Origin of the sequence: Geomonas sp. RF6 (genome assembly GCF_021044625.1) — a bacterium.
Classification (GTDB): Bacteria; Desulfobacterota; Desulfuromonadia; order Geobacterales; family Geobacteraceae; genus RF6.
Genome location: NZ_CP087999.1, coordinates 5,056,075 through 5,081,943, shown reverse-complemented (window position 1 = coordinate 5,081,943; position 25,869 = coordinate 5,056,075). Strand labels below are relative to the sequence as shown.

General features: G+C 61.4%; 20 protein-coding genes. 13 read left to right on the top strand and 7 right to left on the bottom strand.

All coding sequences use genetic code 11. From position 1 onward, the window contains the following. Nucleotides 1-119: 119 nt before the first annotated feature. The 7 genes from LPW11_RS21560 (at nt 120) to LPW11_RS21530 (ending at nt 11,513) form a co-directional block, all read left to right on the top strand. Nucleotides 120-2,075 carry a hypothetical protein gene (locus LPW11_RS21560; RefSeq protein ID WP_230995926.1) on the top strand — a complete coding sequence of 652 codons (1,956 nt, stop codon included), beginning with the start codon at nt 120-122 and terminating at the stop codon, nt 2,073-2,075. 673 nt (nt 2,076-2,748) lie between these two features. Further along, nucleotides 2,749-3,687, top strand: a complete 939-nt coding sequence (locus tag LPW11_RS21555; RefSeq protein WP_230995925.1) for a peptidoglycan-binding protein — start codon at nt 2,749-2,751, stop codon at nt 3,685-3,687. A gap of 22 nt (nt 3,688-3,709) precedes the next feature. Beyond that, nucleotides 3,710-4,882: an ABC transporter substrate-binding protein gene (locus tag LPW11_RS21550; RefSeq protein ID WP_230995924.1), complete on the top strand. Its 1,173-nt coding sequence runs from the start codon at nt 3,710-3,712 to the stop codon at nt 4,880-4,882. A gap of 22 nt (nt 4,883-4,904) precedes the next feature. After that, nucleotides 4,905-7,886 (top strand): L-glutamate gamma-semialdehyde dehydrogenase, encoded by a 2,982-nt coding sequence (gene pruA, locus LPW11_RS21545; protein ID WP_230995923.1) that lies wholly within the window; start codon nt 4,905-4,907, stop codon nt 7,884-7,886. A 210-nt stretch (nt 7,887-8,096) separates the two neighbouring features. Continuing rightward, nucleotides 8,097-9,092: a class 1 fructose-bisphosphatase gene (locus tag LPW11_RS21540; RefSeq protein WP_230995922.1), complete on the top strand. Its 996-nt coding sequence runs from the start codon at nt 8,097-8,099 to the stop codon at nt 9,090-9,092. Between the two features lie 34 nt (nt 9,093-9,126). Continuing rightward, nucleotides 9,127-9,366: a hypothetical protein gene (locus LPW11_RS21535; protein ID WP_230995921.1), complete on the top strand. Its 240-nt coding sequence runs from the start codon at nt 9,127-9,129 to the stop codon at nt 9,364-9,366. Between the two features lie 692 nt (nt 9,367-10,058). Next, a complete protein-coding gene (locus tag LPW11_RS21530) occupies nt 10,059-11,513 on the top strand; it encodes a sigma-54-dependent transcriptional regulator (protein WP_230995920.1) in 1,455 nt (484 codons plus the stop codon). Nucleotides 11,514-11,762: 249 nt separating this feature from the next. Here LPW11_RS21530 and LPW11_RS21525 read toward each other — a convergent pair whose 3' ends face one another. From LPW11_RS21525 to LPW11_RS21510, 4 genes are all read right to left on the bottom strand, one after another. Next, on the bottom strand, nt 11,763-12,374 hold the full coding sequence (locus LPW11_RS21525; protein WP_230995919.1) for a hypothetical protein: 612 nt from the start codon (nt 12,372-12,374) through the stop codon (nt 11,763-11,765). Between the two features lie 107 nt (nt 12,375-12,481). Beyond that, complete coding sequence (locus LPW11_RS21520) at nt 12,482-14,275, bottom strand: hypothetical protein (protein ID WP_230995918.1); 1,794 nt, start codon at nt 14,273-14,275, stop codon at nt 12,482-12,484. A gap of 132 nt (nt 14,276-14,407) precedes the next feature. Then, nucleotides 14,408-15,454, bottom strand: a complete 1,047-nt coding sequence (locus tag LPW11_RS21515; RefSeq protein ID WP_230995917.1) for an HD domain-containing phosphohydrolase — start codon at nt 15,452-15,454, stop codon at nt 14,408-14,410. Further along, entirely contained in the window at nt 15,451-17,766 is a 2,316-nt protein-coding gene (locus LPW11_RS21510; RefSeq protein ID WP_230995916.1) for a PAS domain S-box protein, read from the bottom strand. Before LPW11_RS21510 ends, LPW11_RS21515 begins: the two co-directional genes overlap by 4 nt. Nucleotides 17,767-17,998: 232 nt before the next feature. On the opposite strand from LPW11_RS21510, the gene fliK reads away from it, so the two are divergent. Next, a complete protein-coding gene (gene fliK / locus LPW11_RS21505; RefSeq protein ID WP_230995915.1) occupies nt 17,999-19,384 on the top strand; it encodes a flagellar hook-length control protein FliK in 1,386 nt (461 codons plus the stop codon). Next, nucleotides 19,365-19,667 (top strand): EscU/YscU/HrcU family type III secretion system export apparatus switch protein, encoded by a 303-nt coding sequence (locus tag LPW11_RS21500; protein WP_230995914.1) that lies wholly within the window; start codon nt 19,365-19,367, stop codon nt 19,665-19,667. The genes fliK and LPW11_RS21500 overlap by 20 nt, the downstream gene beginning before the upstream one ends. Here the strand turns inward: LPW11_RS21500 and LPW11_RS21495 are convergent. The 3 genes from LPW11_RS21495 to purM form a co-directional block, all read right to left on the bottom strand. After that, nucleotides 19,622-20,479: a ChaN family lipoprotein gene (locus LPW11_RS21495; protein ID WP_230995913.1), complete on the bottom strand. Its 858-nt coding sequence runs from the start codon at nt 20,477-20,479 to the stop codon at nt 19,622-19,624. The genes LPW11_RS21500 and LPW11_RS21495 overlap by 46 nt on opposite strands. Nucleotides 20,480-20,594: 115 nt before the next feature. After that, a complete protein-coding gene (purN, locus tag LPW11_RS21490; RefSeq protein ID WP_230995912.1) occupies nt 20,595-21,212 on the bottom strand; it encodes a phosphoribosylglycinamide formyltransferase in 618 nt (205 codons plus the stop codon). Between the two features lie 149 nt (nt 21,213-21,361). Next, nucleotides 21,362-22,408, bottom strand: coding sequence for a phosphoribosylformylglycinamidine cyclo-ligase (gene purM / locus LPW11_RS21485; RefSeq protein WP_269145363.1), 1,047 nt, complete (start codon nt 22,406-22,408; stop codon nt 21,362-21,364). Nucleotides 22,409-22,552: 144 nt separating this feature from the next. On the opposite strand from purM, the gene rimI reads away from it, so the two are divergent. Genes rimI through LPW11_RS21465 form a run of 4 tightly spaced genes read left to right on the top strand, consistent with a single transcriptional unit; the run spans nt 22,553 to nt 25,773 of the window. Continuing rightward, nucleotides 22,553-22,969 (top strand): ribosomal protein S18-alanine N-acetyltransferase, encoded by a 417-nt coding sequence (rimI, locus tag LPW11_RS21480; protein ID WP_230995911.1) that lies wholly within the window; start codon nt 22,553-22,555, stop codon nt 22,967-22,969. Between the two features lie 34 nt (nt 22,970-23,003). After that, entirely contained in the window at nt 23,004-23,819 is an 816-nt protein-coding gene (locus LPW11_RS21475) for a dihydroorotate dehydrogenase electron transfer subunit (RefSeq protein WP_230995910.1), read from the top strand. A 2-nt stretch (nt 23,820-23,821) separates the two neighbouring features. Then, nucleotides 23,822-24,739, top strand: coding sequence for a dihydroorotate dehydrogenase (locus LPW11_RS21470; protein ID WP_230995909.1), 918 nt, complete (start codon nt 23,822-23,824; stop codon nt 24,737-24,739). Continuing rightward, a complete protein-coding gene (locus tag LPW11_RS21465) occupies nt 24,739-25,773 on the top strand; it encodes a KamA family radical SAM protein (RefSeq protein ID WP_230995908.1) in 1,035 nt (344 codons plus the stop codon). The genes LPW11_RS21470 and LPW11_RS21465 overlap by 1 nt, the downstream gene beginning before the upstream one ends. The last annotated feature ends 96 nt before the right edge of the window (nt 25,774-25,869 follow it).

The following is a 25,869-nucleotide window of genomic DNA, read 5'->3' as shown; positions in this document are numbered from 1 at the left end:
CGTCAGTACGAGGAGCAGATCTTTGCCCTGTCACGCTCAGCCAGACTGAGATCATGCGCGGCAGTACCTTGAGAGTGACTGTTGAGAACGCCACGTCTGACAAAGAAGGCACCATTTACTTGAGAGGCGGGCGCTCCTACGGTCCAAAGGCAGTAAAAGTCAGCAACGGCACCCTCGACTACACCCTCCCCGACGATCTCTCACTCGGCCAATATGCGGTAACGGTAACCCTGGGGGGGCGCGGCTTCCACGCCTGCGACCTCTTGCATGTCGTTCCGGCTCCCAAATGGGAGGTGAGGCTTTTTCCCTTCGACCCGGAAGGGAGCTACGAGGCGGAGACAGTGTGGGTGCCGGACCGGAAGGTGCCAAAGCTGAAGACGGCGCGCCTTTCGCTGCGCGGCAGAGGGTTTTTGACCCAGAGGCCGCAAGACAACGAGATCATCATCAACGGACAGACGCAGGAGGTGCATTGGGACGGCTGCACCCTCCCCGAACCGGATCCCGCACATCCATCCCCAAATGTCATTCACGGCAGCGTCTTGTCGCCGGAAAGGATCGAGCTGTGTCGCGTCCCCGTCCCGCGCGACGGGACGCTGCGGCTGGCAGTAAAGCAGGGAGAACTCACCACCGAGGTGCAGCGTTTCACCGTGTACCGCTGGGGCGCCACGCCCGTCGCCATAGCCGCCGGGATAGGTGCCGGTCTCCTCGCCCTTGTCGTCGTTGCCCTCATCTACCGCTTCATCTCCGATCAGCCTAAAAATGGGCGCTACACTCCGCTGAAGGCGCTCTTTCTCGACCCGGAAACCGATACCTACAGCCTCTCCAAGTTGCAGTTCTACCTCTGGACCCTTGCCGCTCTCTTTGGCTACGGCTATCTCGTCATCAGTCGTGTCCTCGTGCAGCAGCAGTCCTGGCCCGACATCCCGGGGACGCTGCCGGGGATCATCGCCATAGGCGCGGGGACATCGGTCGGCGCCCAGCTGGTGACGAACGTGCGTGGGCCGAAGGGGTCGGGGACGGAGAATCCGAGCCTCGGGGATTTTGTCACCAGCGGCGGAGTGGCAGCGCCGGAGCGGGTGCAGATGCTGGTGTGGACCCTCTTTGGCGTCGGCATCTTCTGCCTCTCTGTCGTGCAGCATCCGCCGGGGGCGATTCGCGAACTCGACCCGGTTCCGGACGGGATGCTGTACCTCATGGGACTGAGCGCCGTCGGCTACCTGGGAGGGAAGCTTGCGCGGAAACCTGGGCCGGTCATAAACGAGATTTCCATCTCGCCAGCCGAGTCCGATGAGGCACTTTCCAATGCCGCCACACCTCCCCCTGCACCGCCGCCAAATATCGCCAATGCCGTCGCGGTGGCGGAAGCGTCTCTCGCAGAACTGAAGGAGGTCCCCGCCGGGTCGCTGGCCGCGGTAAATGCGCTGAAGGAGGCGGTTGCCGCGGCCTCGGAGACAAAGACCGCGTCCGATGTCGGCGCTCTGGTGGAGACTCTGAAGGAGAAGCGGCTCACCGCGGACGCCGCTGCACAGACAGCGGCGGAAGGGTATCTGAGGTCCGCAGCCACAGCCGGAGGGGCGCGTGCCGCCGAGATCGCACAGGAGGCAGCGGCCGCCGTGCAGGAGCTTGCCGCTGCGGTCTCCGCCGCCGTCTCCCTTGCGAAGGCGCCGCGGCTGCAGGAGAAAGGGGTGCTCAATTTCACCAGATCGGTTGAGCTGCGCGGGAGGAATCTTTCGTCGGAGGGGATTATAGAGATCGACGGCGACGAGTTGCCTTTCAGGATGCTCAGGAAAAACGACCAGGGGCACCGCGCTCCGGAGGTAGTGATCCGGGAGCAGGAGGATCCGACACTCGGGCGGGTACTCAGGCTGTTGATAGATCCGGCGGAGCTGGAGGGGCCCGATTTCCAGAAGTACAAGCGCTGGTTCGGGATGTCGAGCACCGGGAAGAAGACCTTCACCATCATCAATCCGGACGGGCAGAAGGCGGACCTGAGTTTCACAGTCCCCCCCGCCTCCGCCCAGAGCAGCGTGAAGAGGGGGCAGGAAGTGGAGGCGCCGGCAACGGCAGCGGGATAGGGCGCACGTTACGACGCCGCGAAGCTGCCCTCCATTCAACGGGAGGAAAAGGGTGGATATGGTGAGGTGGGGTGTAGCATCCATGTAGGCCGGGATAAGCCGCAGGCGTTCCCGGCAGTCCACCACAGACGCAGCCGCGCGGCAGCGAATGCCGGAAACGCTCCGCTTATTCCGGCCTACAATGTCAGCGCCTGGAGCAGGGTGGGGATAGGGTGAGCCTCCGGGGTAACGTCCATGTAGGCCGGGATAAGCCGCAGGCGTTCCCGGCAGTCCACCACAGACTCAGCCGCGCGGCAGCGAATGCCGGAGACGCTCCGCTTATTCCGCCCTACAATGTCAGCGCCTGGAGCAGGGTGGGGATAGGGTGAGGCTCCGAGGGCAGCGTCCATGTAGGCCGGGATAAGCCGCAGGCGTTCCCGGCAGTCCACCACAGACGCAGCCGCGCGGCAGCGAATGCCGGAAACGCTCCGCTTATTCCGGCCTACAATGTCAGCTCCGCGTCTCCGTATAAGGAACAGGGCAGGGATGGAGTGAGGCTCGGAGGCAGCGTCCATGTAGGCCGGGATAAGCCGCAGGCGTTCCCGGCAGTCCACAGACTCAGCAAGGCGGAGCGATTGCCGGAAACGCTACCGCTTATTCCGGCCTACAATCAAGCGCCTGCTGGAGGGGCTCTATGAACGAGCTGCAGAAAAAGACCGCACAGGCAATCGTCAATATATTCGAGAGCGGGCGAGTGCACGGTGACTACGGGGCGGTGGCGGTTCTGAAAGGGGACGAGGGGCATCTGACCTACGGGCGCAGCCAGACGACTCTCGGCAGCGGAAACCTCTTTGTCCTCGTCAAGTCTTACTGTTCCCGACCCGACGCCCTCTACTCGGAGGATCTGCGACCCTACCTCCGGGACCTCGCCCAGTGCAACATCGCGCTCGATTCCGACATGCACCTGCGCACCCTCTTGCGGGAGGCAGGGGAGGACCCGGTTATGAGAGACGAGCAGGACCGCTTCTTCGACGCCCATTTCTTCGAGCCTGCCCTTCGGGCCGCGAGCGGGCGAGGGGTCCTGACACCGCTTGGGCAGACGGTTATCTATGACAGTTTCATCCAGGGGGGCTTCAACCGCATCGTCTCCCTGGTCGGGGCGACGATCGGAGACAGGGACGTCGACGAGAAAACCTGGATCGCGCGCTATGTGAAGGCGCGGGAGGAGTGGCTTTCCCGGCTGAAACCGCCCCTTCCCACCACGGTGTACCGCCCGCAGGCTTTTTTCCGCCTGATCGAGCGCGATCAGTGGGAGCTTCCTCTGCCGCTTACGGTGCGCGGCGTGGTGATCTCAACCGAGACGCTGGAGGATACCATGCCGGTGGTACGGGCGTCGGCTGTCGATCCGTGCGATCCTCTCCCCGGAAAGGTACTGTACCTGACCACCCCGTATCTGCGCGGCCCGGAGGTGCTGAAGGTGCAGGAAGCATTGAGCACGCACGGCTTCGCCAATGGCGGTGACGGAGTCTACGGCCCCTTCACCGAGGCGCTGGTAAAGAAGTTCCAGGAGTCGAAGGGGCTGGCGGTTGACGGCATGGTCGGTCCGGCAACGCGTGCTGCATTGGGGCTGTGACACCGTAAGGAGGAGACCCTTCATGTTCGATAAAAAAGGCGCTGCTGTCCTCATTCTGTTCATCGTTTCCTTGTCTGTATTAGGATGCAAAAAATCGGACCTCTCCAACCGCTCCGGTGATAACGTCATCAAGATCGGGTTCCTCGGAGCCCTCACCGGCGATGTGGCCATGTTTGGGAAGCCAACGCTCGACGGCATGAAGCTGGCCGTGGACGAGGTGAACGCGTCGGGCGGCGTCCTAGGAAAGCGTCTGGTGATAGTCGAAGGGGACAACCGCGGCGACAAGCAGGAAGGGGCGGCCATCACCCAGAAGTTCATCGGACGGGACAAGGTAGCCGCCATAGTCGGAGATCCCACCACCGGAATAACAAAGGTCGCCGCTCCGATCGCGCAAAGGTCGAGGGTTGTGCTCCTCTCCGCCGGCGCCACGGGGCCCGGTGTCGTCGAGACCGGCGAGTACATCTTCCGCGACACTCTTCTCGACAGCGTCGCCATCCCCGCCTGCATCGAGTACTTCGCCAATGACCTCGGCTTCAGGAAGGTGGCGGTCATCACCTCCGACAACAACGACTACAGCGTCGGGCTCTCCCAGACCTTCCGTGATGCCACGGCCAAGGTGAAGGGGATCTCCATTGTTGCAGACGAAAAGATAAAGGACGGCGACAAGGATTTCAGCGCCCAGCTCACTACCATCAAGACGAAGACCCCGGATGTCATCTTCTTCTCCGGCTACTATACGGAAGGCGCCCTCATCATGAAGGAGGCGCGCAAGCAGGGGGTGCGGGTGGTGATGTTCGGCGGCGACGGGCTCTTCTCGCCGAAGTTCATCGAGCTCGGGGGGACTGCCGTGGAAGGCTCCATGGTAGCACTCGGCTTCTCCCCCGAGCACGCGGGGCCGGAGACGACGAGGTTCGTGAACGGGTACCGGGCGAAGTACAACGGCGAGCTTCCGGGGCTCTTCGCCGCGCAGGGGTACGATGCCATCCTTCTCCTTGCCGATGCCATGAAGCGGGCGAAGAGCAGCGACCCGAGCGTCTTCAAGAATGCGCTCGCACAGACACGAAACTTCAAGGGGGTCTCGGGGACCATAACGATCCGCCCCAACCGCGAGCCGATCAAGACGCCGCTGAGCCTTCTGGAGGTAAAAAACGGCAAGTTTACCCTCAAGGTGCAGGTGCCGGTAAGGATGGAGTAGCGAGCACGCTCAGGAGCACGAAATGAACGACAGCGAACTGAACAGCCGGATCATCTCCCGCGGCAAGGAGATATTCTCCGTAATCGCCGGAGAAAAACCGTCTCTTTTCGACAAGGGAGCCTGGGTAGGGAAGGTGATGGACTGGTGCATGAAAAACGAGGCGTTCAAGGTGCGCATGTTCCGCTTCGTCGATGTCTACCCGACCCTCAGCACCGGGAAGCTCCTGGCGAGCCACGTCCGGGAGTACTTCGGCGACGCAAAGGACGTCCCTGCCTTCCTCTCCACCGGCGCAAAAGTGGCCGGAAAGCTCGGGTCCCTCGGCGGCGTCGTCCTCGACAGAATCCTCAGCGGCAACATCGAGGAGATGGCCCGCCACTTCATCATCGGTGAGAATACGGGAGAGGCGCTCCGGACGCTGGCGCGACTCAGAAAAGAGGGATTTGCCGCCGTGGTCGATGTGCTCGGTGAGGCTACAGTCTCCGACAAGGAGGCGGAGCAGTACCTGGAAACCTACCTCGAGCTCCTCGCGGTCTTCCGCTCAGAATTGGAACGGTGGAAGTCCCTCCCGGGGGGAGGGGGGGAGCCGCACCTTGACTGGGGGCACGCCCCGAAGGTGAACCTCTCGGTGAAGCCCTCGGCTCTGTACGGCCTCGCTTCCCCGCAGGACTTCGAAGGCTCGGTGCAGCAGATCCTTTCCCGGTTGCGCCGCCTGATGCAGGAGGCGGTGCCCCTCAATGCCTTCGTGTGCATCGATATGGAGAGCTATCGGCACAAGGACATCACCATCGAGGTGTACAAGAGGGTGAGGCTCGAGTACCGGGACTATCCCCACCTGGGGATCGTGCTGCAGGCCTACCTGAAGGACACGGCCGCCGACCTCGAAGGTCTCCTCTCCTTTGCCCGGGAAAACTCCTGCCCCATCTCCATCCGGCTGGTAAAGGGCGCTTACTGGGACTATGAGACGGTGAAGGCGCGCCAGAACGGATGGGAGATTCCGGTGTGGACGATGAAGGCCCAGACCGATGCGGCGTTCGAGCGGCACGCCCGGAAGATCATGGAGAACCACGACATCTGCCACTTCGCCTGCGGCTCCCACAACATCCGCACCATCTCGGCGGTGCTGGAGATGGCGCGCGAGCTGCGGGTGCCGGAGGAGAAGTATGAATTCCAGCTCCTGTACGGGATGGCGGAACCGGTGCGCAGGGGGATACTGAGGATAGCCGGGCGGGTGCGACTCTACTGCCCCTACGGCAGCATGGTCCCGGGGATGGGATACCTCGTGCGGCGCCTCCTGGAAAATACGGCGAACGAGTCGTTCCTGCGTCTCAGCTTTGCCGAGGGGGCGCAAATAGAGAAGCTTCTTGCCGATCCCGCTGTCGCCGCCGAGGGCGCGGAGCCTCCAGCGCACGAGGCGCCGGCTGCTGCACGCCCCTTTGAAAACGAGCCGCTGGTCGATTTTGCGAGGGCGAGCCAGAGGGGGGAGTTCCCGAGGCACATTGCCCTGGTCCGCCAGTCGCTGGGGAAGCGATACCGGCTTCTCATCGGCGGTCGCGAGGTCGAGACCGCCGATACCCTCCCGTCCGTCAATCCGGCCCATCCCTCGGAGATCATCGGGGTGGTATGTCAGGCGGGAACCGACGAAGTGTCGCTCGCTATCGCAGCTGCGGCGGAGGCTTTTCCGTCCTGGCGCGATACGGATCCCGTGCGGCGGGCGGAGTATCTACGCAAGGGCGCGGCGCTGGCACGCGGCAGGATCTTCGAGCTCGCGGCATGGCAGATACTGGAGATCGGCAAGCAGTGGGACCAGGCGTACGCGGATGTGGCGGAGGCGATCGACTTCCTGGAGTACTACGCCTGGCAGATGACCCTTCTCGCCGGGGAGCGCCGCCTGGGGCACGCACCGGGAGAGGACAACCGCTACTTCTATGAGCCGAAGGGGGTGGCGGCGGTAATCTCCCCCTGGAACTTCCCCCTTGCCATAGGGATGGGGATGGCTGCTGCAGCAATCGTGGCGGGAAATACGGTCGTATTCAAGCCTTCCGGACTCACGCCGGTCGTCGGGTGGCAGATGACGGAGATTCTCCAGGAGGCGGGGATCCCTCCCGGCGTTCTGAACTACACACCGGGGCGCGGCAGCGTCATGGGGGACTTCCTTGTCGATCATCCGGGGATCAGTCTCATCGCCTTTACCGGCTCGCTGGAGACCGGGACCCGCATCCTGCAGCGCGCCTCGGTCGTCCACCCGGGGCAGGCTAACGTGAAGAAGGTGGTGTGCGAGATGGGGGGGAAGAACGCCATAATCGTGGACGACGACGCCGACCTCGATGAGGCGGTGCCGCAGGTGGTGTACAGCGCCTTCGCTTTCCAGGGGCAGAAGTGCTCCGCCTGCTCGCGGGTCATCGTCCTCGATGCGGTGTACGACAGGTTCGTGGAGCGCCTCCTCGAGATGGCGCGCTCTCTTTCCATCGGTCCTGCCGAGGATCCTGCGCACTATCTGGGCGCGGTGGCGGAGGAATCGGCGGTGCGGCGTATCCTCGAATACATCGAGATCGGCAGGAAGGAGGGGGAGCTTCTCTATGAGAGCCCGGTTCCGGCGGGGGGCTTCTATGTTCCCCTTGCCATAATCGGGGGGATCAGGCCGGAACACCGGATCGCGCAGGAGGAGATCTTCGGCCCCGTCCTTGCGGTCATGCGGGCGAAGGACTTCGACGAGGCGCTCGCCTTTGCCAACTCCACCCGCTTCGCCCTCACAGGGGGCGTCTTCAGCCGCAGCCCGGTCCATCTGGAGCGCGCCCGCCGGGAGTTTCGGGTAGGCAATCTCTACCTCAACAGGAATATCACCGGGGCGCTGGTGGGGCGCCAGCCCTTCGGCGGCTCGCGCATGTCCGGCGGAGGGACGAAGGCAGGGGGGCCGGACTACCTCCTGCACTTCATGGACCCGCGTGTGGTCACGGAAAACACCATGCGGCGCGGCTTTACGCCGGAGGAGGGGGCGGAGATGTAGCGGGGGTGAGCTGCGGGGATCAGGGTCAGTCGCACCAAAATCTGACATTCGTGACGACTTTCTGGCATAGAGTTAGGAGCCATTCTCTAAAGAAATGTAAAGTTCACTGTGAGGGCGCAGTCGTAAACTTTTTTACTTGCTTTGGAGGGGAAATTCGCATAATCTTACCGTCGTAAGATAATTCTAATTTAAAACTAATCGGGGGGTGCCATGCCAAGCGAACCGGGAAAAACCAAATTTCAGATTGATCTGCGCCGCCACCTGCGTCAACAGGGTATCTGTGACAATCTCGTCCACCTCATCTGTGAGATAGCAGAGGCCAGTAAATATGTGATCAATGCGGTGCGCACCGGTGATCTGGGTGTAGCTGGTACTTCCAACCTGTACGGCGAGGAGCAGCTCGCTCTCGACGTCCTCTCCGACCGCATCATGCGCAAGAGGCTGATCCAGTCCGGCGTGGTGTGCAACATCGCCTCCGAGGAGATGGACGAGATATACGAAGTGCAGGGGGACGCAAACGGTCTTTATTCCGTCGCCTACGATCCCCTCGACGGCTCCTCTCTCGTCGACGTCAACCTGGCGGTCGGCACCATCGTGTCGATCTACGCCGGCTGCGACCTGCTGCAGCCTGGCCGCAACCAGGTGGCCGCCCTCTACATCCTGTACGGACCGCGCGTCTCTCTCGTCTACACCGTCGGCGACGGCGTTCACGAGTTCACCATGAACCACCTGATGGAATTCACCCTCACCAGGGAAAACGTGCGCATGCAGCCGGAAGGGAACATCTACGCTCCGGGCGGGCTGCGCAACAAGTACAACGACGGAGACGAAGCCTTCATCAAGTACCTGGAGACGAAAGGGTGCAAGCTGCGCTACTCCGGCGGGTTCGTTCCGGACATCAACCAGGTTCTTATGAAGGGGAAGGGGCTCTTTATGTACCCGGCCCTGGTCGGCTCCCCGAACGGGAAGCTGCGCGTGCTTTTCGAGCTCAACCCGATGGCGTTCATCATGGAGCACGCCGGCGGCGCCGCCACCAACGGCACGATTCCCATTCTGGACATCAAGCCGGAATCGCTCGACCAGCGCGCCCCGATCTACATCGGCTGCAAGGCTGACGTAGCGAAGGCGATGGAATTTCTGAACGGCGCCGAGGGAGTAAGCGCTGGTAATTTGGAAACGAAAAGTGTAAAGTACGGCAGTGTTTGAAGCACAGCAACACGAGTAATATCAGGGGAAGTGTATGGAAACAAAAGAACCGGTGCGCAGGCTCTGTAGCGAAATCCAGCTCTTTGACCTGTGCAGTCTAGAAAACTGCCGCCAGAAAGAGGGTCGTTTCTGCACCAACAAGGAAGCGATCGAGAAGTTCGAGGCGATCCAGGAGGAGGATACCTCCAGCCAGTACCTCGCGGAAGAGTACGACGAGGAGGAGGACGAGGCATCCGACTACGAGGCGGACGAATACGAAGAAGAGGAAATGTAGCACTAAAACTTAATATAGCTGGAACTGGAAAGGACCGCCCTTGGAAAGGGGCGGTCCTTTTTTCGTGCAAGGCAAAATCCCCCGTGTCCCCCTTCGCAAAGGGTCATCCGGGAATTCCGGGAAGCTTGTATAGCTTGAATAAACCGGCCTTGTGTGCCTTTAGCAGAGCTCGAGCTCAGGCGTCCCCTCCCTTTCAAGGGGAGGGACAGGGTGGGGATGGGGTAGAGGTTGGCCGTGCCGACCCCATCCCCCTCCTGTCCTCCCCCTTGAAAGGGGAGGAACGCGCTGCCGACGGCTTGCTCTCATTGATCTCCTCCCCACAATTCCCGGAAGAACCTTTTCGAAGGGGGACAGGGGGGATTTGCTTTTTGTGGGTTCCGCATATGCGGCCGGCGCGGAGGAGCCCGCCCTGCGGCTCGAGACTCAAATGCTAGCTCCTTGCACAAAAGACGCCGTTAAAGGCTGGGCGGCCTCAGGAATTGCTGCAACTCTGGTATAATCCTCCTGTGATGCCCGGCCCGTACGACCGGTTGCATGTGATTTCTTTACTGTTTCCGCGATTTAAGCCTCATCTATTTCCTTACTCCCGCCGATAAGTCTGTAATACAAGAACTGTAAGCGCCGGACGATCCCGGTCGAGCGGCAGAGTGGAGAGCCGCTATATCCGAACCGGGCGCTAGAGGGAGGGCAGAATGACCGCAAAACTACTGATACTGGACGATGACCACGACATACTTCTCATGCTGAAAACCGTTTTCGCCGGAGAGGACTTCGAGGTATTCCTGGAAAGCGACAGCGAATCCGCACTGAGGAGACTGGTGGCCGATCGTCCCAACGTGGCGATCATCGATATCGGCCTGCCGCAGAAGTCCGGCCTCGAGGTGCTCCAGGAGGCGAAAAAGATCGACCCCGGGCTCGCCGTCATCATGGCCACCGGGTACAAGACCACGAAGAACGCCATCGAGGCGATGAAGTTCGGCGCGTTCGACTACGTCACCAAGCCTTTCGATACCGGGAAGCTGAAGGCGGCGGCGAAAAAGGCGCTGGAGTGCAACCTCCTGAGCAGAAAGGTGCGCTACACGAAGGAGCGCCCCAATATGGTGGTGGAGGAGGATCTGAGCGAAGACGTGATGATCGGCTCCTCCCCCGAGATGATCGAGATCTGGAAGATGGTCGGCTCCGTCGCCGATTCGGACGCCACGGTCCTCATCCAGGGTGAGTCCGGCACGGGGAAGGAGCTCCTGGCGCGCGCCGTGTACAACAACTCCAAGCGCAAGAACCGCCCTTTTCTGGCGGTGAACTGCGCGGCGCTCCCCGAGTCGCTCCTGGAGTCGGAGCTTTTCGGCCACGAGAAGGGCGCCTTCACCGATGCCCATTCGCGGCGCATCGGGAAATTCGAGCAGTGCAACGGGGGGACGATCTTCCTCGACGAGATCGGGGAGATGAGCCTCGCCAACCAGGGGAAGTTCCTGCGTGTCCTGGAAAACCAGGAGTTCGAGCGGGTAGGGGGGAACGAGACGATCAAGGTGGACGTGCGCGTCATCGCCGCCACCAACAAGAGCCTCCTCAACAGCGTGAAGGAAAAGAGCTTCCGCATGGACCTCTTCTACCGCCTGCGGGTGGTGAACTTCTTCCTGCCGCCGCTGAGGGACCGCGCCGAGGACGTCCCGCTTCTGGTGGACCTTTTCGTGAGGAAGTTTTCCAAGAAGTACGGGAAGAATATAAAAGGTGTGGCACCGGAGACGATGGCGCTCCTCGTCAATCACCCGTGGGAAGGGAATATCCGTGAACTGAAGAACGTGATCAACTCCGCCACGGTCTTTTGCCGCGGCGACATCCTCGTGCCGGCGGACTTCGAGTCCTTCCTGAAGGCGAAGGTGGGATTCAAGGAGATCGATCTTGAGGCGGCGGGGGACGATTACTACGAGGTCTTCTGGAGCATGCTGGAGCCGGTTTTCGACGGGATCTGCCAGAGGAACAAGGGTACCATCTACGAGAGCGTGAATATGGGGCTGGAAAAGGCGCTCATCCACATGGCGATGGAAAAGAGCAACAACAACCAGGTCTTCGCGGCGAAGCTCCTGGGGATCAGCAGGAACACCCTGCGCGACCGCCTAGAGCGTTACAGGATCGGGGCGACCGACTGATCTTCTCCCTCTGAAGGCATATATCAGAGATGAAACAAAAAAAAGAGACGCCGGTTGCCTCAACGCCCTTACTTAAAGTGTTGAAGGTTTGATCGCTTGAGCAAAACAAAACTCCCACCAATCCAGAGGTTAGGATGGTGGGAGTTTTTGTTTTTTCCTCGGAAAATATTTCCCCAGGCATTTTGAACTCAGTTTTCAGGACACCGTACGTGTCCAGGCTGTACGGATTTCACCGTTCTGGTAAGCCCCTCAATCTTCGTAGATCGGCACGAATCGGCTAAACTCGGGCATCCAGACCATAGGCAGTGTTGTAATTTCAGGCTCGTCGAAAGCTTGAATCGCAACAGCTTTACCTGAGAGTAACCGCTCCACAGCATTCTTAATCGCCTCTTCCACTCTCTTGGGGTTTTTCGTATATTCCTTGCTGAGATACCGCTTTGCGATTACATAGATCGAATTGGGTGCAGTTTTATCGAATACGCCCACGTTATCACTCGACATTTTCATTACCATCTGGTCAAGGTAATCGTGGAAAAACCACTTGCACTTACAATCAGTATATCCAGTACAGCCACTGATGTAGTTCTGTTCAGCGAAGAAGGGCTCAATTCGTTCATTGCTTCCACTTTTCTTGTAAATGGTCTTTCCTTTTGAGTATATCTTCAGCTCCCACTTGAAAGGTGAGTTAAAGTTTTTACTTTTGACGTGGAGTTCGATTTTGTCTTGAATGCCGTCTCCATCCACGTCTGCAAGTCTGGTTATGACCTCGTCTACAGGTTTGGAGGTGTCGTTCGGTGGACATGGTGAAGCAAAGGCAGTCGCAGAAAGAATGAAGAAAGCAGAAACTAGCATAAACTTCATAGGTTCCTCTTCCGTTGCCCATCATAGTGGTTGGCTGAGTATTGCTCCGTCGGATGACAGCAGACTGCTATACACTTGTTTACGACGTTCTGCAAGGAATTGATAGTTTATGACCCTGGGCTGTAATAGATGATGTCTTCAACAGTGCACGGTCCCTTGGCGAGGCCGAGTCGCATAGCCGGCGTTTTGCGATCATCACCGATTTTGACGAAGTTGTAGTAGACCCGGTAAATTTCAAGCATTTTCGCAGCCATGGCAGGATCGTAGGCGCTGTATCCATACCATCTCCTGCCCTGGACTGACGAGGAGGTGATCGGCCGCTCCAGCATAGATGTCTTGCGACGTGTCTGCATGAAGAATCGGTCGATTGGATGCAGGGTTGCCTTGAGCAGCAGGTTGGCCAGGTGTTCGTCATCGTAGTCGAACCAGTCAGCCTTCAGGCTAGTCAGATAGCACACCTGCTTCTCTGGCTCGGCCATATTCGGGAATGGGTACTCCAGCCAGCGATCCCCCCACTTCCCCTTCTGGCTCCACAACGTGTGCATCTTGTCCTTGAGGTACTGGCGCCGCTGTTCCTGTAGGTGCAAGCACTCATAGCCGTATTGCGCCACGTACTCATTCAGCTTCCGCTGGCTCTCGGCCACCAAAGCCAAGGCCCGATCCTTGGTGACTCCCTTACTGATGCTCACATAGAAGGCATCGCAGGTCTTAGAGAGCACCTCGTCGGCGAACGCCGACAGGCAGGCTGCCCGTATACCCGATTCCTGGTCGAGGAAGAACCTCACCTTGCCCGCTCCGGCCAGAAGGCTCTTGAGGTACAGGAAATGCGCGTAGAGGGTATATTCTGCGTGCACCAGCAACCCACGCCCAGGAGGCTGCCACTCACTCCTTGGGGAATCCGGTTGCTCGACGTCACCCCGAGCTGCCGCAGTAGCATAGACGGCATCTATCCAGTCGTCGAGGCTTTTCATCCCTTTAGTGCTGGGAATCTCCCCCTTTGCCACCTGAACCGCCTTCTCGTACTCTTCAGGCAGCCATAACCGCGCAAATCTCCTGAAGGGCGGCTGCTTTTCGTGGTCCGCACATTCAATGGCGGCCAACGCAACCTCGTCCTTTGAGAGAGTGTCGTCGTAGTTCACGTGCAGCGCCAGCACGAACCCCGTCTTCAGCTCAGCGCTCCCCACCGCCTGAATGGTGATGTTGCGCCTGTCGGCGCGGTTCGACCAGTTGATGATGTGGTCCATGCGGTCGACGCAGACGTACATACGGTCGAACTCCATGGAAGGTAGGCGACGCTCACGGTTAGAGGCGAAAAGCACGCACTGTCGGTGGATGAAGTCTACCTTACGGTACACAGTCTTCGGCGAAACCCGTGCAAACTCGGCAACGCAGCTGAGAGGCATCTTCTGGGTAAGAGCACGGAAGATCTCCGAGTTGAGGTGGCTCTTCCGTTGCCGCTTCGTCGACAGCCCCCGCACCGTCAGTGTCTTATTGCAAGCCTTGCATCGGTATCGCGGCGTACCTGCTTTGGTCTTTGTGTGCGACCAATACTGACTCGGCGCGGCGGAGGGTGGTACGCCCTCATTCGGGCATCCCGGTGTCTGGCACGACGGCTGAGATGGTGGCGCAAGTGGCGCCATCAGCCGTTGCAGCTCTTCAGCGATACCCTCGTTCGATTTGACAGGTATGTGCTCGCCGCAGCTCAGGCAGTTGAGTGTGGGGGGAGTTCCGGTGAGTTTGTATCGATCGGTGGTCTTTTTTGATCTTCCGCGTAACTGCTTAATTTCACTGGCAGGTATGCCGAAATGGCAGCATGCGGGGTTTTTGCAGAAGTTGACTTGGATGTTCCCACTGGGCGGCGGAATGCGTGGAATTTCGGCGAGTTGTAGATCTTCAGCCATAAAAAAACTCCCCCTAACCCGAAGGCAAGGGGGAGTATAGCTTACGTCACGACTTTTTCAACACTTTAAGTAAGGGCGTTGCGGTTGCCTGGCGTCTCTTTTTTACTTTGCGGCAGCGTTGAAGCCCTATCTCTAGTTCAGTTCCCTTCCCGCCGCGGCTTCCCAGGCTCCCTTCGGGATCTCCATGAACACCTCCACGAGCTTCGGGTCGAACTGGGAGCCGCTGCAGCGGACCACCTCTTCCCGCACCGTCTCGAAGGATAGACCTTTGCGGTAGGGGCGGTCGGAGGTCATGGCGTCCAGCGTGTCGGAAAGGGCGAAGATCCTCGCATTCATCGGTATGCCGATGCCGCACAGCCCGTGCGGATACCCCATCCCGTCAAAGCGCTCGTGGTGTGACAGTACCAGCTCCGCGGCCCCCTCGAAATACTTGATCCCATCCAGGATCTCGAAACCGACCAGCGGGTGCTGGCGCATGATCTCCCACTCCGCCTCGTTCAGCCTCGAAGGCTTCAGCAGGATGTTGTCGGAGATGCCGATCTTTCCGATGTCGTGCAGAAGCGCCCCCTTCGCCAGTATGGAGCACCCCGCCTCGTCCATCCCCGCCTGCCGGGCCAGAAGGGTGGCGTACGCCATCACCCTCTCGGAATGGGAGCCGACCTCTTTCTCCCGCGCGTCGAGCGCCCGTATCAGTGCCGCGAGGGTGTGCTCGTACGCCTGATTTATCTCCCCCATGACGGTGCGGATCACTTCCGTCTGCTCGCGGACCTTCTGCTCGAGGTTTATCTGGTACTCCTTGTTCTCGAGGGTGAGCGCGCGCTTCTCCAGTACGTTTTTCACCGTGAGAAGGACCCGGTCCACGTTGAAAGGCTTCGTGATGTAGTCTTCCGCGCCGTGGTGGATGCAGGAAAGTGCAGTGTCGATGTCGGTTCTGGCGGTGATCATCAGGACCACGGTGTCCGGAGACATCTGCTTCATGTCTTTTAGGAGCTCGATTCCCGAACGCCCCGGCATCATGATGTCCAAAAGGGCCATGTCGAGGTCCACCTTCCGGACGATCTCCAGCCCTTCCTCTGCGCTGCTCGCCTCGTGGCAGGTGAAACCTTCCTTCGAGAGTGTCAGGTTTATCAGGCCGCGGATCATCTCCTCGTCATCGGCGATAAGGATGTTCCCTCTCAATAGCTACCTCCCGATAGATGTTGTTCCTCTGCGGCGGAAAGGGAGTCCCCAAGCGTCTGCTTTACCTTTGCGATCAGGGCGTCGCTTCCGAACGGCTTCGGGAGGAAGGGCGCCCCCTCTTCCAGTACCTTCTCGAAACCGATCTTGTCGTCCGTGTGCCCGGACATGAAGAGGACCTTGAGCCGCGGGTTCTTCTGCAGCAGGGTTTGCGCGAGCTTCGGCCCGCTCATGAAGGGCATCACCACGTCGGTCAGGAGGAGGTCGATCCTCCCTGCGTTTTCCTCGAAGATGGTGACGCCATACAGCGGATCGGTCGTCTCCAGGACGGTAAACCCCTTCTTCGTCAGGGTCTGCACCACCAGTTGCAGCACACCCGGTTCATCCTCCACCACCAGGATCGTCTGCCTCCCTTCCGCTTCGTCCTCGGCCGTTTCCTCCACCACCTCCACGGGCTTCTCGAAGACCCGCGGAAAATAGATGTTGAAAGTCGCGCCCTGCTCAGGCTGGCTGATGACCTCGATGTAGCCGCTGCTCTGCTTCACGATGCCGTACACGGTTGCAAGCCCGAGCCCGGTACCGCGCCCCATCTCCTTTGTGGTGAAAAACGGCTCGAACACCCGCCTCTTCACCTCGTCGCTCATGCCGAAGCCGCGATCCTTCACCGAGAGCCTCACATAGCTCCCCGGATAGGCGCCGGGGTGCGAGAGGCAAAAAGCCCTGTCGATGTCGCAGTTCGCGGTCTCGATGGTGATGAGCCCTCCGGTCTCGGAGGCGTCCCGCGCGTTCACCACGAGGTTCATGATGACCTGCTCCACCTGCCCCGGGTCAATCTTTACAAGTCCCGTGTCGCTTCCGAGCGTGGTGACGAGCTCCACATGCTCCCCGATGAGGCGGCGCAGCATCTTTTCGATGGAGCGCACCTGCTCGTTCACGTTCAGGATGCGCGGCTCGAGGATCTGGCGCCGGCTGAAGCTCAGGAGCTGCCGCGTGAGATCCGCTGCGCGCTCCCCGGCTTTAAGGATCTGCTCCGCCTCCCGGTACATGACGGTCCCCTGCGTGAGGTCCTTCAGCAGGAGCGTGCTGTAGCCGTTTATGATGGTGAGCAGGTTGTTGAAGTCGTGGGCGATACCCCCGGCGAGCTGGCCGATCGCCTCCATCTTCTGCGCCTGGCGCACCTGGTCCACCTCGCGCTTTCGCTGCGTGATGTCCTCCTTCACCCCCACGAAGTGGGTTATGCGCCCGTCGCTGTTTCGCACAGCCGATATGGAGGCACTCTCCCAGTACAGCTCCCCGCTCTTTTTCCTGTTGTGAAACTCCCCGTGCCAGTCGCTCCCGGCGCTGATCGTCTGCCACAGGTTGCGATAGAAGGCGTCGTCCATCTCCCCCGACTTGAGGATACGCGGGTTCTGGCCGAGGACCTCCATCTCCGTATAGCCGGTGAGCTCGGTGAACTTCGGGTTCACGTACTCGATGTTCCCCTTCAGATCGGTGATGACCACCGCCACCGGGCTCTGCTCCACGGCGGCCGAGAGCTTGCTCAGCTGCTCCTCGGCGCGCTTTCGGTCCGAGATGTCCAAAAGGGTGCCGATGATAGCCTCGTTGCCGTCGTGGCGCGTCCTCGTGCCGTTCGCCTCCAGCTCGATAAGCTGCTGATCGTTGCGCCTCCCCTTGAAGAAGAGGTGCACGTTCTCCTTCTTTTCCGAAAGGGGTCGCAGGAAGTTCAGCATAACCGGGACCTGGTCGTCGGTCGCCACGAGGTCGAGGAGCCCCTTGCAATCGATCAGTTCGTCCTGGCGATAGCCGAACATCTGGGCGAACTTCGGGTTCACGTAGGTGAAGCGCTCCTGGCCGAGCATGAAGATGCCGACCAGCGACTGCTCCACGAGGCTCTGGAAGCGGGCCTCGGTCGCTCTGAGCGCCTCCTGCGCGATGCGCCGCTCCCGGCGCACCAGGGCCTCCTTCAGCTCTCTTTTTACGGCGGGAATGAGTCGGGTGAGGTTGTCCTTGACGAGGTAGTCGTGTGCGCCGGCGCGCATCGCCTCTACTGCGAGATCCTCTCCCGCCTGCCCGGAGAGGAGGATGAAGGGGAGATCCCTGCCGCTTTCGTGAAGGACCTGCAGCGCACAGAGGCCGCTGAAGTGCGGCATGAAGTAGTCGGAAATGACCAGATGCCACGACTCCCGCGCCAGCGCCTCCCGCATCTCCTGCGCTGTCTCGACACGCTCGTGTCCGATCGCGGAGAACTCCTGCTGCAGCCAGCGTATGATCAGAGCCGTATCTTCGGTGGAGTCATCTATGACCAAGATACGCAATGGCTGTTTCATCGGATGCCGGTCCTTTCTGTTCGGGCAGGGGAAGTGTCTTTCTAGCTTATCGGCAGCGTTTCCGGGAGGTTTAGCGTTTAGTGCCGTCATGCCCCCTCTTTCTGGCGGCCAGTGGCGATCCCTTTTTTCCATGTGCCGGAAAGAAGCGGATCTATTTACCCCTCCCGGTGAGCCGTTTGTACTACACTTTTTACCGCTTCTGCCGAAAAGTGATAGCGATGTGCCGCACTTTCGGCCGGGGGAGAGGATGCTCGTCAGCGACAACGTACAAAGGCAGCTGCTGGAACTTCTGGCGCGCGATTCGGCGCGGCAACCGGGGCAGGAGTCCGAGCAGCGCTCCGCAGCCCATCTGCAGCTCAATCCGGGGCAGCAGGTGAAGGCGGAGATCATCTCCACGCTGAGCAACCACCTCTATCTTGCGCGCGTCGCCGGAGAGCTCTTCAAGCTGGAGATACCGCGGGTAGTGCAACCGGGACAGAGCGTACCGCTGACTCTCGTTGCGGTCAAGCCTCGGGTGGTCTTCGAGGTGCGCGGGGGGCAGCAGGGGGGGGAGGCCGTCTCCCTCAGTTTCCTCGGGAAGAGGCTCTCGCTCCCGGAAGGAGGGGAAGGGCTCCCCCAGGAAGGGATCGCGGCGGAGCTCCCTGAGGGGGGGGACGCTCCCGCGGCGATAGTGCCGGATCCTCCCGAGCTGTCGATACCTTCCCCCACGGTGGAGGAAGAGAAGCTCTCCGCGGCGAAGCTGCAGCTCGCTCCGGGGCAGCAGGTAAAGGGTGAGGTGGTGCAGACCTTGGGGCGAAACCTCTACCTCGTGCAGGTGGAGGGGGAGACCTTTCAGCTGGCGCTCCCCGCGCAGCTGAAGAAGGGGGATAGCGTCTCCCTTGCCTTCGTCTCCTCCGATCCCCAGGTCCTCTTCGAACTGCAGCACGGCGAGGGGGCGGCTGAGCCGGTGCGCGTGAGCTCTCTCGGCAGGTGGCTGGCAGGGGCTCCTGATGAGGAGGCGGCTCCTTTCCCGGTGCAGGGCCCGCTTCTTGGCCGCGCAGGGGAGGGGGGGCCCGCCCTTGCCGCCCGATTGAAGGATGCACTTACGGCAGGGGGGCTCTTCTACGAGTCTCACCTCGCCAGATGGGCGGCGGGGGCGCTGCCGCTGGCGGAACTCTTGAAAGAGCCGCAGGGGAAGCTTTCCCGGCTGCGGCGGCCATCTGCGGGTGCTGCGGAAAGGGGGGAGGGGACGGCACGGGGAAACGGTGTAGCGGACGACCGCACGCTCCCCCTGGTGCGGGAGCAGCTTCTCCTCCTCAATACCCGTGTCCTCTCCTGGAAGGGGGAGCCGTGGGCGGGGCAGGAGATGGCGCTCACGGTGCGTGAAGCCGGCGATGAGGATGATCCTGGCGTCGAGGCGTCGCTGGCTCTGGACCTCCCGCACCTCGGCGGGGTACGGGCGAGGGTGCACCTCGGGGCGCAGGGGACGGCAGTGGAAGTCGTCGTCGAGACGCGGGAGAGCTGCGAGCTTCTGAAAAGCGAAAGGGGCAATCTGACGGCGGCGAGCAGTGCAGCAGGGGTGAGACTTTCGCGGGTGAGCGTGAGACATGAGGAAGAAGGGGAGTGACATGCGGCGCGCGGTGGCGATGGCCTACCGCGGCGGGGACGGCGCGCCGAAGGTGGTGGCGAAAGGCGCCGGTGTCAGCGCGGAGGCGATCATTGCGCTTGCGCGGGAAAACGGGGTGTACGTCCATGAATCGGCGGAGCTCGTGCAGCTCCTCATGCAGGTCGATCTGGACAGCGAGATCCCCCCGCAGCTGTACCAGGCGGTCGCCGAGCTCCTCGCCTGGCTCTATCGGATGGATCAGATGAGCCAGTCGAAGAGGGGGAAGGACTCCAGCATGAGGTAGTCGGCGTCCTCCGGGGTCATGTTTTTGGCACCGAGTCCCGGGATGGCGGGGATGATGACGCGGTAGGATGTGGTGCCAAGCTCCATCGGAATCCCCCCCTTGTGGCGGGCGTGTCCCGCACCTGCCAGAACCACCATCGTCCTTTCAGGATGTCTCGCCAAGTATCTGCTGATCCCCTGGGCCATGTAGCGGTTTCTGAGCATCTGTGCCTCGCAGATACGCCGGAAGGCGTCCCCCTTCCTCCCGTGGCTCGGGTAGGAGGCGCCGATGAACTTGAGGTAGGCGTCGCTCACCTCGCCGGTCACTCCCGGCGGGAGGGACTTGATCTCGGCGTCGGTGAGGGAATCGAAGCCGCGCACAGAAACCTGCTGCACGATGTTACGCGGGGCATTGAGCCCCACCATCGGGATGTGGTTGTCCCGGGCGTAGATGAATATATCCTCGTAGAGCCCCCACGGCAGATTTCTCCAGTTCCACTGGTACACCTTGATGAAGGCGCTTACCGGCACCTTCCCCGCCACCCAGGCGTCGAGCGCCCCCTGCGTAGAGGCTTCAAACATCTCCAGCCCGATCGCCACCGGCTTCCCCTGCTCATGGAGTCTCTTCACTATCTCGAGTTGCAGCTTGTGATGCGCCGAGACATCGTGGTGCTCCCCCACGAGGATGAGGGGCGCGTTGCGTACCTCTTCCATCATGACTTCGAGGCTCACACTCTCCCTGTCCTCCAGGCGCATGACCTTTGTGACGGAGGAGCAGCCTGCGCTGCAAAGAAGCGCCAGTACGAGGAGAAGGACCTTCGTGGTGTTGCTCATGATCTTTCCTTTGAGAAACCGGTGCGGGAAGGGGGGGTGACGCGGCGCGCGGGAGGGGGCGCAGCGGGGGCGGTGCAGTCTGTGCGGGAAGGGGTGGTGCAGCGGCGAGCTGTCGTCACTCGGGGGCCACCACGACCCGTCTCCCCTCGACGGTGAGGCGCCCCTGCGCGAAGAGCTTCACAGCCTCCGGATATATGCGGTGCTCTTCCATGAGTATGCGGGCGGAAAGGGCCTCCTCCGTGTCGTTCTCGAGGACGGGGACGGCAGCCTGCGCGATGATGGGGCCGGTGTCGGTCCCGGCATCGACGAAGTGCACGGTGCATCCGGACACCTTCGCGCCGTATTCCAGCGCCTGGCGTTGGGGGTACAGCCCGGGGAAGGCGGGGAGGAGTGACGGGTGAATGTTCATGACCGCCTGCGGGAAGGGGTCGAGGAGAACCTCGGTGATGATGCGCATGAACCCCGCCATGACGACGAGATCGACCTCGTGCCCTTTCAGCGCCTCCACCAGCGCCTCGTCGTAGGAGCGCCTTCCGGCGTAGTCGCGGTGGTTCAGGAATATCGCCGGTATCCCGGCCTGCCTCGCGCGCTCCAGTGCAAACGCATCGGCTACATTGCTGATGACGCAGACCACGCGGCCGTTGATCTCTCCCGCGGCGCAGGCGTCCATGATGCTCTGCAGGTTCGTGCCGCCGCCGGAGACGAGGACTCCTATTTTGATCTCGCTCTTCATTCTGTGGGGGATCATCCTGTACCTGCTGCCGGCACCCTGTTGAGGGGGCTCCCGGCGTGCAGAAAAAAAGGCTGAAGTCTGAGGAGTGGACCCTTCAGCCTTCAGCCTTCAGTGAGAGAGGTGCTTTTCCCTTCAGCTTTCAGCCTCAGCTACACCAGCTCGACGCACTCCTTCCCCGACTCGCACTTGACGACTTCGCCGATGTGGAAGGCGGTCTCGTTGAGCCCGGAGAGGCGGATCAGGATGTCGTCGACCTCGTTCTCCGGGACGACGAGCACCATGCCGATGCCGCAGTTGAAGGTGCGGAACATCTCGCTTTCCTCGATATTCCCCCCCTGCTGCATGATGTTGAAGATCGCCGGGACCTGCCAGCTGTCCCTGCGGATCACCGCCTTGCAACCGTGGGGGAGGACGCGGGGCACGTTCTCGAGGAGGCCGCCACCGGTGATGTGGGCCATGCCGTTGATGTTGAAGTCGCGCAGGAGGTTCAGAATGCTCTTTACATAGATCCTGGTCGGGGTGAGAAGCTCGTCCGCTACCGTCTTTCCGAGCTCGGCGATGGTGTCGTTGATGCCGAGCCCCATCCGCTCGAGGATGACCTTGCGGGCGAGGGAGTAGCCGTTGCTGTGCAGGCCGCTCGATGCGAGGCCGATCAGGTGGTTCCCCACGGTGATGGAGGAGCCGTCGATGATGCGGTCGCGCTCGACGACGCCAACGGTGAAGCCTGCGACGTCGTACTCCTCACCGGTGTAGAAGCCCGGCATTTCCGCGGTCTCGCCGCCGATGAGGGCGCACCCTGCCTGGACGCACCCGGCGGAGATACCTTTCACGATGGCGGTTGCCTTCACCGGGTCGAGCTTCGCGGTGGCGAGGTAGTCGAGGAAGAAAAGGGGCTCGGCGCCCTGCACGACGATGTCGTTCACGCACATCGCCACCAGGTCGATCCCTATGGTGTCATGGCGGTCCGCCATGAATGCGAGCTTCAGCTTCGTGCCGACCCCGTCCGTGCCGGAGACGAGCACCGGGTTCTTGTATTTCCCGGTGTTGAGCGAGAAGAGTCCACCGAAACCACCGATGTCGGCGAGAACCTCCGGGCGTGAGGTAGCCTTTACCAGCGGTTTGATCATCTTTACAAACGTGTTACCAGCATCGATGTCCACGCCTGCGTCTTTATAGGTGATTTTTGTCTCGTCCAAGAGTCGACCTCCGTTAAATTAAAAGGGAAATCTAACCGATCCGGTCGCAAATGTCAAAACGAAAAAATCGGTTTACTTCCCCTTGGGGTTTGCCTATCATACTGCGCTGTGCAGGAGAGCCAAAAGCATATCACGGTGCGCTCGATGACGGAAAAGGACCTCCCCGCGGTGCTCCGCATCGAGGAGGATTCCTTTCCTCACCCCTGGACGGAGTGCCACTTTCTGGACGAGATCGGGTCGCCGCACGGGTATCCGGTGGTGGCCGTCGCCGGTGCAGAGGTGGTCGGCTATCTTTGTCTGAAGGTGGTGCTGGATGAGGCGGAGATACTCGACGTCGCAGTCAACCGCTCCGCACGCGGTAGAGGGATCGGGCGCGCACTCGTTCAAAGCGCGCTCTCTTTTTGTCGCGAGCGCGGCGCCTCCTTCCTCTTTTTGGAGGTCCGGGCCGGCAATGCCCCCGCGCAGGCCCTCTACCGGGCCATGGGGTTCAGTGAAAGCGGGATCCGCAAGCGCTACTACCACGACGGCGAGGACGCCCTCCTGATGCAGTTCGACTTCTGACAAGACTCCCTCCCGTTTCAATCCAAGGAGTGCCATGCAGTTCAAATCTTACGTCATGAGCAATGCCGAAGTCTCCCCCGGGTACTTCCGCATGCGCTTCACCGTTCCTGCCGCGGTCGTCGAAGGCTCGGTCCCCGGACACTTTCTCATGCTGCGGGTGGTGGACGCCATCGACCCCCTGCTGCGCCGCCCCTTCGGGATCTTCGACGTCGGCACCTGCAGCGCCGTCTTCGCCGAGTCCGGCCGCACGAGCTACGGGGAGATCCTGTACAAGACGGTCGGAAAGGGGACCCGCCTCCTTTCCACGCTGCACCAGGGTGATGTGGTGGACCTCCTCGCCCCGCTCGGCCGCGGCTTCGACCTCGGGGCTGCGGGGGAGGAGAAGCTCCTCGTGGGGGGTGGCATCGGCCTCGCGCCCCTCTACTATCTCGCGAAAGAACTGACCGCAAAGGGCGAGAAGGTAAGACTTTTCGCCGGCGGCAGGAACCGCGACGACATCCTGTGCATCACCGAGTTCGAGCGGCTGGGGGTGGAAACGTACGTCTCCACCGACGACGGCACCCTCGGAGAGCAGGGGCTGGTGACCGAGGTGCTGGAGAGGCACCTGCAAAGCTCCGGTAAAAGGATCTTTGCCTGCGGGCCGACCCCCATGCTGCGCGCGGTCGCTGTCATGGCGAAGATGCACCGCGTCCCCTGCCAGGTCTCCATGGAGGCGTACATGGCGTGCGGCGTCGGCGCCTGCCTCGGCTGCGTGCTCCCCGGCGCGAACCACTCCCCCGAAACCCCGGACTACCGCTGCGTCTGCAAGGACGGCCCGGTCTTCGACAGCGAAGAACTGCAATGGAGTTAACGATGCAAAGACCGGACATGTCCGTCGAGGTTGCCGGGATCAAGATGCGCAACCCGGTGATGACCGCTTCCGGCACCTTCGGTTACGGAGCCGAATTTGCCGAGTATATGGAGCTTGACAGTATCGGTGCCCTCGTCACCAAGGGGCTTTCCCTGAAGCCGAAAGCAGGGAACCCTACCCCGAGGATCGTGGAGACTCCGGGGGGGATGCTGAACGCCATCGGCCTCCAGAACGTGGGGATCGACGCCTTCATCACCGAAAAGCTTCCCTACCTTGCAGGGGTTTCCACCCCCGTCATCGCGAACCTCTACGGCAATACCCTGGAGGAGTACGGCGAGGTGGCGAGCCGCCTTGACGGCCTTCCGGGGGTGGCGGGTATCGAGGTGAACATCTCCTGCCCGAACGTGAAGCAGGGCGGGATCGTCTTCGGGACCGATCCCGGGTGCGCGGCGGAGGTCGTATCCCTCGTGCGCCGCAACACCACGAAGCCGCTGATCGTAAAGCTCTCGCCGAACGTGACGGACGTGGTGGAGATGGCGAAATCGTGCGCCGACGCCGGTGCCGACGCACTCTCGCTCATCAATACCCTCACCGGGATGGCTATCGACCTCGACCGCCGCCGTCCGGTCCTCGCCAACATCACCGGCGGGCTCTCCGGCCCCGCCATAAAACCGGTGGCGCTGCGTATGGTGTGGCAGACTGCCCGCGCGGTAAAGCTTCCCCTGATCGGGATCGGCGGTATCATGAATGGGCGGGATGCCCTCGAGTTCATCCTCGCCGGCGCGACGGCGGTCCAGGTCGGCACCGCGAGCTTCCTCGACCCGGGAGCGGCGCAGCGGATCGCGCAGGAGATGGAACTCTACCTGGCGGAGCACGGCATAGCCGATGTAAAAAGCCTCATCGGAGCCCTGGAGATCTGATGCAGAGGTGGGAAAGACAGATAGCGCAGAGCGTAACCAGCCCGGAGGAGCTTTCCGGGCTTTTTCGTCTCGACTCCGGTGCGCTCGACGCCGTCGTCGCCCGCTATCCGATGCGCATCACGCCGTACTATCTTCGGCTCGTCACCGAGGCGGGGGATCCGATCTGGCGCCAGTGCGTCCCCGACCCGTTGGAACTCGCCGACCTCTCCCAGTCCCCGGACCCTCTCGACGAGGAGCGTCTCTCTCCTGTTCCGGGTCTCATCCACCGTTACCCGGACCGGGTGGTGTGGGTTGCCTCCTCCGCCTGTGCCGTGTACTGCCGCTTCTGCATGCGGAAGAGGGGAGTGGGGTGTGCCGGGATGGCATCCGCCTCGACGGATGCGGCCCTTGCCTACATCGCCTCGACCCCGGGGATCCGGGACGTCATCCTCTCCGGGGGAGACCCCCTCATGCTGCACGAAGACGTGCTGGAGGGGATCCTCACGGGGCTGCGGCGCATTCCGCACGTGGAGATCGTGCGCATAGGGACGAGGATCCCGGTGACGCTCCCTGAGCGTATCACCCCGAAGCTTGTCCGGCTCCTCAAGAAGTATCACCCCCTGTACATCAACACCCACTTCAACCACCCTGCAGAAATCACCGCCGAGTCGGCCGCCGCGTGTGCGCGCCTTGCGGACGCGGGGATGCCGCTCGGAAATCAGACCGTCCTTCTGAAGGGGGTAAATGACGATCCAGCGGTCATGCGGCGCCTGATGCAGCAGCTCCTTGCCATCCGGGTGCGTCCCTACTACATCCACCAGATGGATCTGGTAAAGGGAACGGCGCACTTCCGGACCGCGATCGACGACGGAATCTCGGTCTTGAAGGCTTTGCGAGGATACACCTCCGGGCTCGCCACTCCGCACTTCGTGGTCGATCTGCCGGGGGGGAAGGGGAAGGTGGAGGTAACCGCCACGGAGGTGGAACGGAGCGGGCGGGACTTCTTCTTCACCAACTTCCTCCGAGAGCGCGTTCCATACCGGGATGTGGAGTAAGCGCTGACGCTTCATTGCAAATCCCCCTCAAACCGTCCCTTCATGCTCCACTTCAGTAGAACCAATCCTCACCCTCTCACCCGCCTACCGCCCCTC

Coding starts and splice junctions, on each gene's coding strand:
- LPW11_RS21540 (WP_230995922.1), top strand. CDS start 8,097: ATGCCAAGCGAACCGGGAAAAACCAAATTTCAGATTGATCTGCGCCGC.
- LPW11_RS21500 (WP_230995914.1), top strand. CDS start 19,365: ATGAGGAAGAAGGGGAGTGACATGCGGCGCGCGGTGGCGATGGCCTAC.
- pruA (WP_230995923.1), top strand. CDS start 4,905: ATGAACGACAGCGAACTGAACAGCCGGATCATCTCCCGCGGCAAGGAG.
- LPW11_RS21530 (WP_230995920.1), top strand. CDS start 10,059: ATGACCGCAAAACTACTGATACTGGACGATGACCACGACATACTTCTC.
- LPW11_RS21535 (WP_230995921.1), top strand. CDS start 9,127: ATGGAAACAAAAGAACCGGTGCGCAGGCTCTGTAGCGAAATCCAGCTC.
- purN (WP_230995912.1), bottom strand. CDS start 21,212: ATGAAGAGCGAGATCAAAATAGGAGTCCTCGTCTCCGGCGGCGGCACG.
- LPW11_RS21465 (WP_230995908.1), top strand. CDS start 24,739: ATGCAGAGGTGGGAAAGACAGATAGCGCAGAGCGTAACCAGCCCGGAG.
- rimI (WP_230995911.1), top strand. CDS start 22,553: ATGACGGAAAAGGACCTCCCCGCGGTGCTCCGCATCGAGGAGGATTCC.
- LPW11_RS21495 (WP_230995913.1), bottom strand. CDS start 20,479: ATGAGCAACACCACGAAGGTCCTTCTCCTCGTACTGGCGCTTCTTTGC.
- LPW11_RS21470 (WP_230995909.1), top strand. CDS start 23,822: ATGCAAAGACCGGACATGTCCGTCGAGGTTGCCGGGATCAAGATGCGC.
- LPW11_RS21555 (WP_230995925.1), top strand. CDS start 2,749: ATGAACGAGCTGCAGAAAAAGACCGCACAGGCAATCGTCAATATATTC.
- LPW11_RS21525 (WP_230995919.1), bottom strand. CDS start 12,374: ATGAAGTTTATGCTAGTTTCTGCTTTCTTCATTCTTTCTGCGACTGCC.
- LPW11_RS21550 (WP_230995924.1), top strand. CDS start 3,710: ATGTTCGATAAAAAAGGCGCTGCTGTCCTCATTCTGTTCATCGTTTCC.
- LPW11_RS21475 (WP_230995910.1), top strand. CDS start 23,004: ATGCAGTTCAAATCTTACGTCATGAGCAATGCCGAAGTCTCCCCCGGG.
- LPW11_RS21520 (WP_230995918.1), bottom strand. CDS start 14,275: ATGGCTGAAGATCTACAACTCGCCGAAATTCCACGCATTCCGCCGCCC.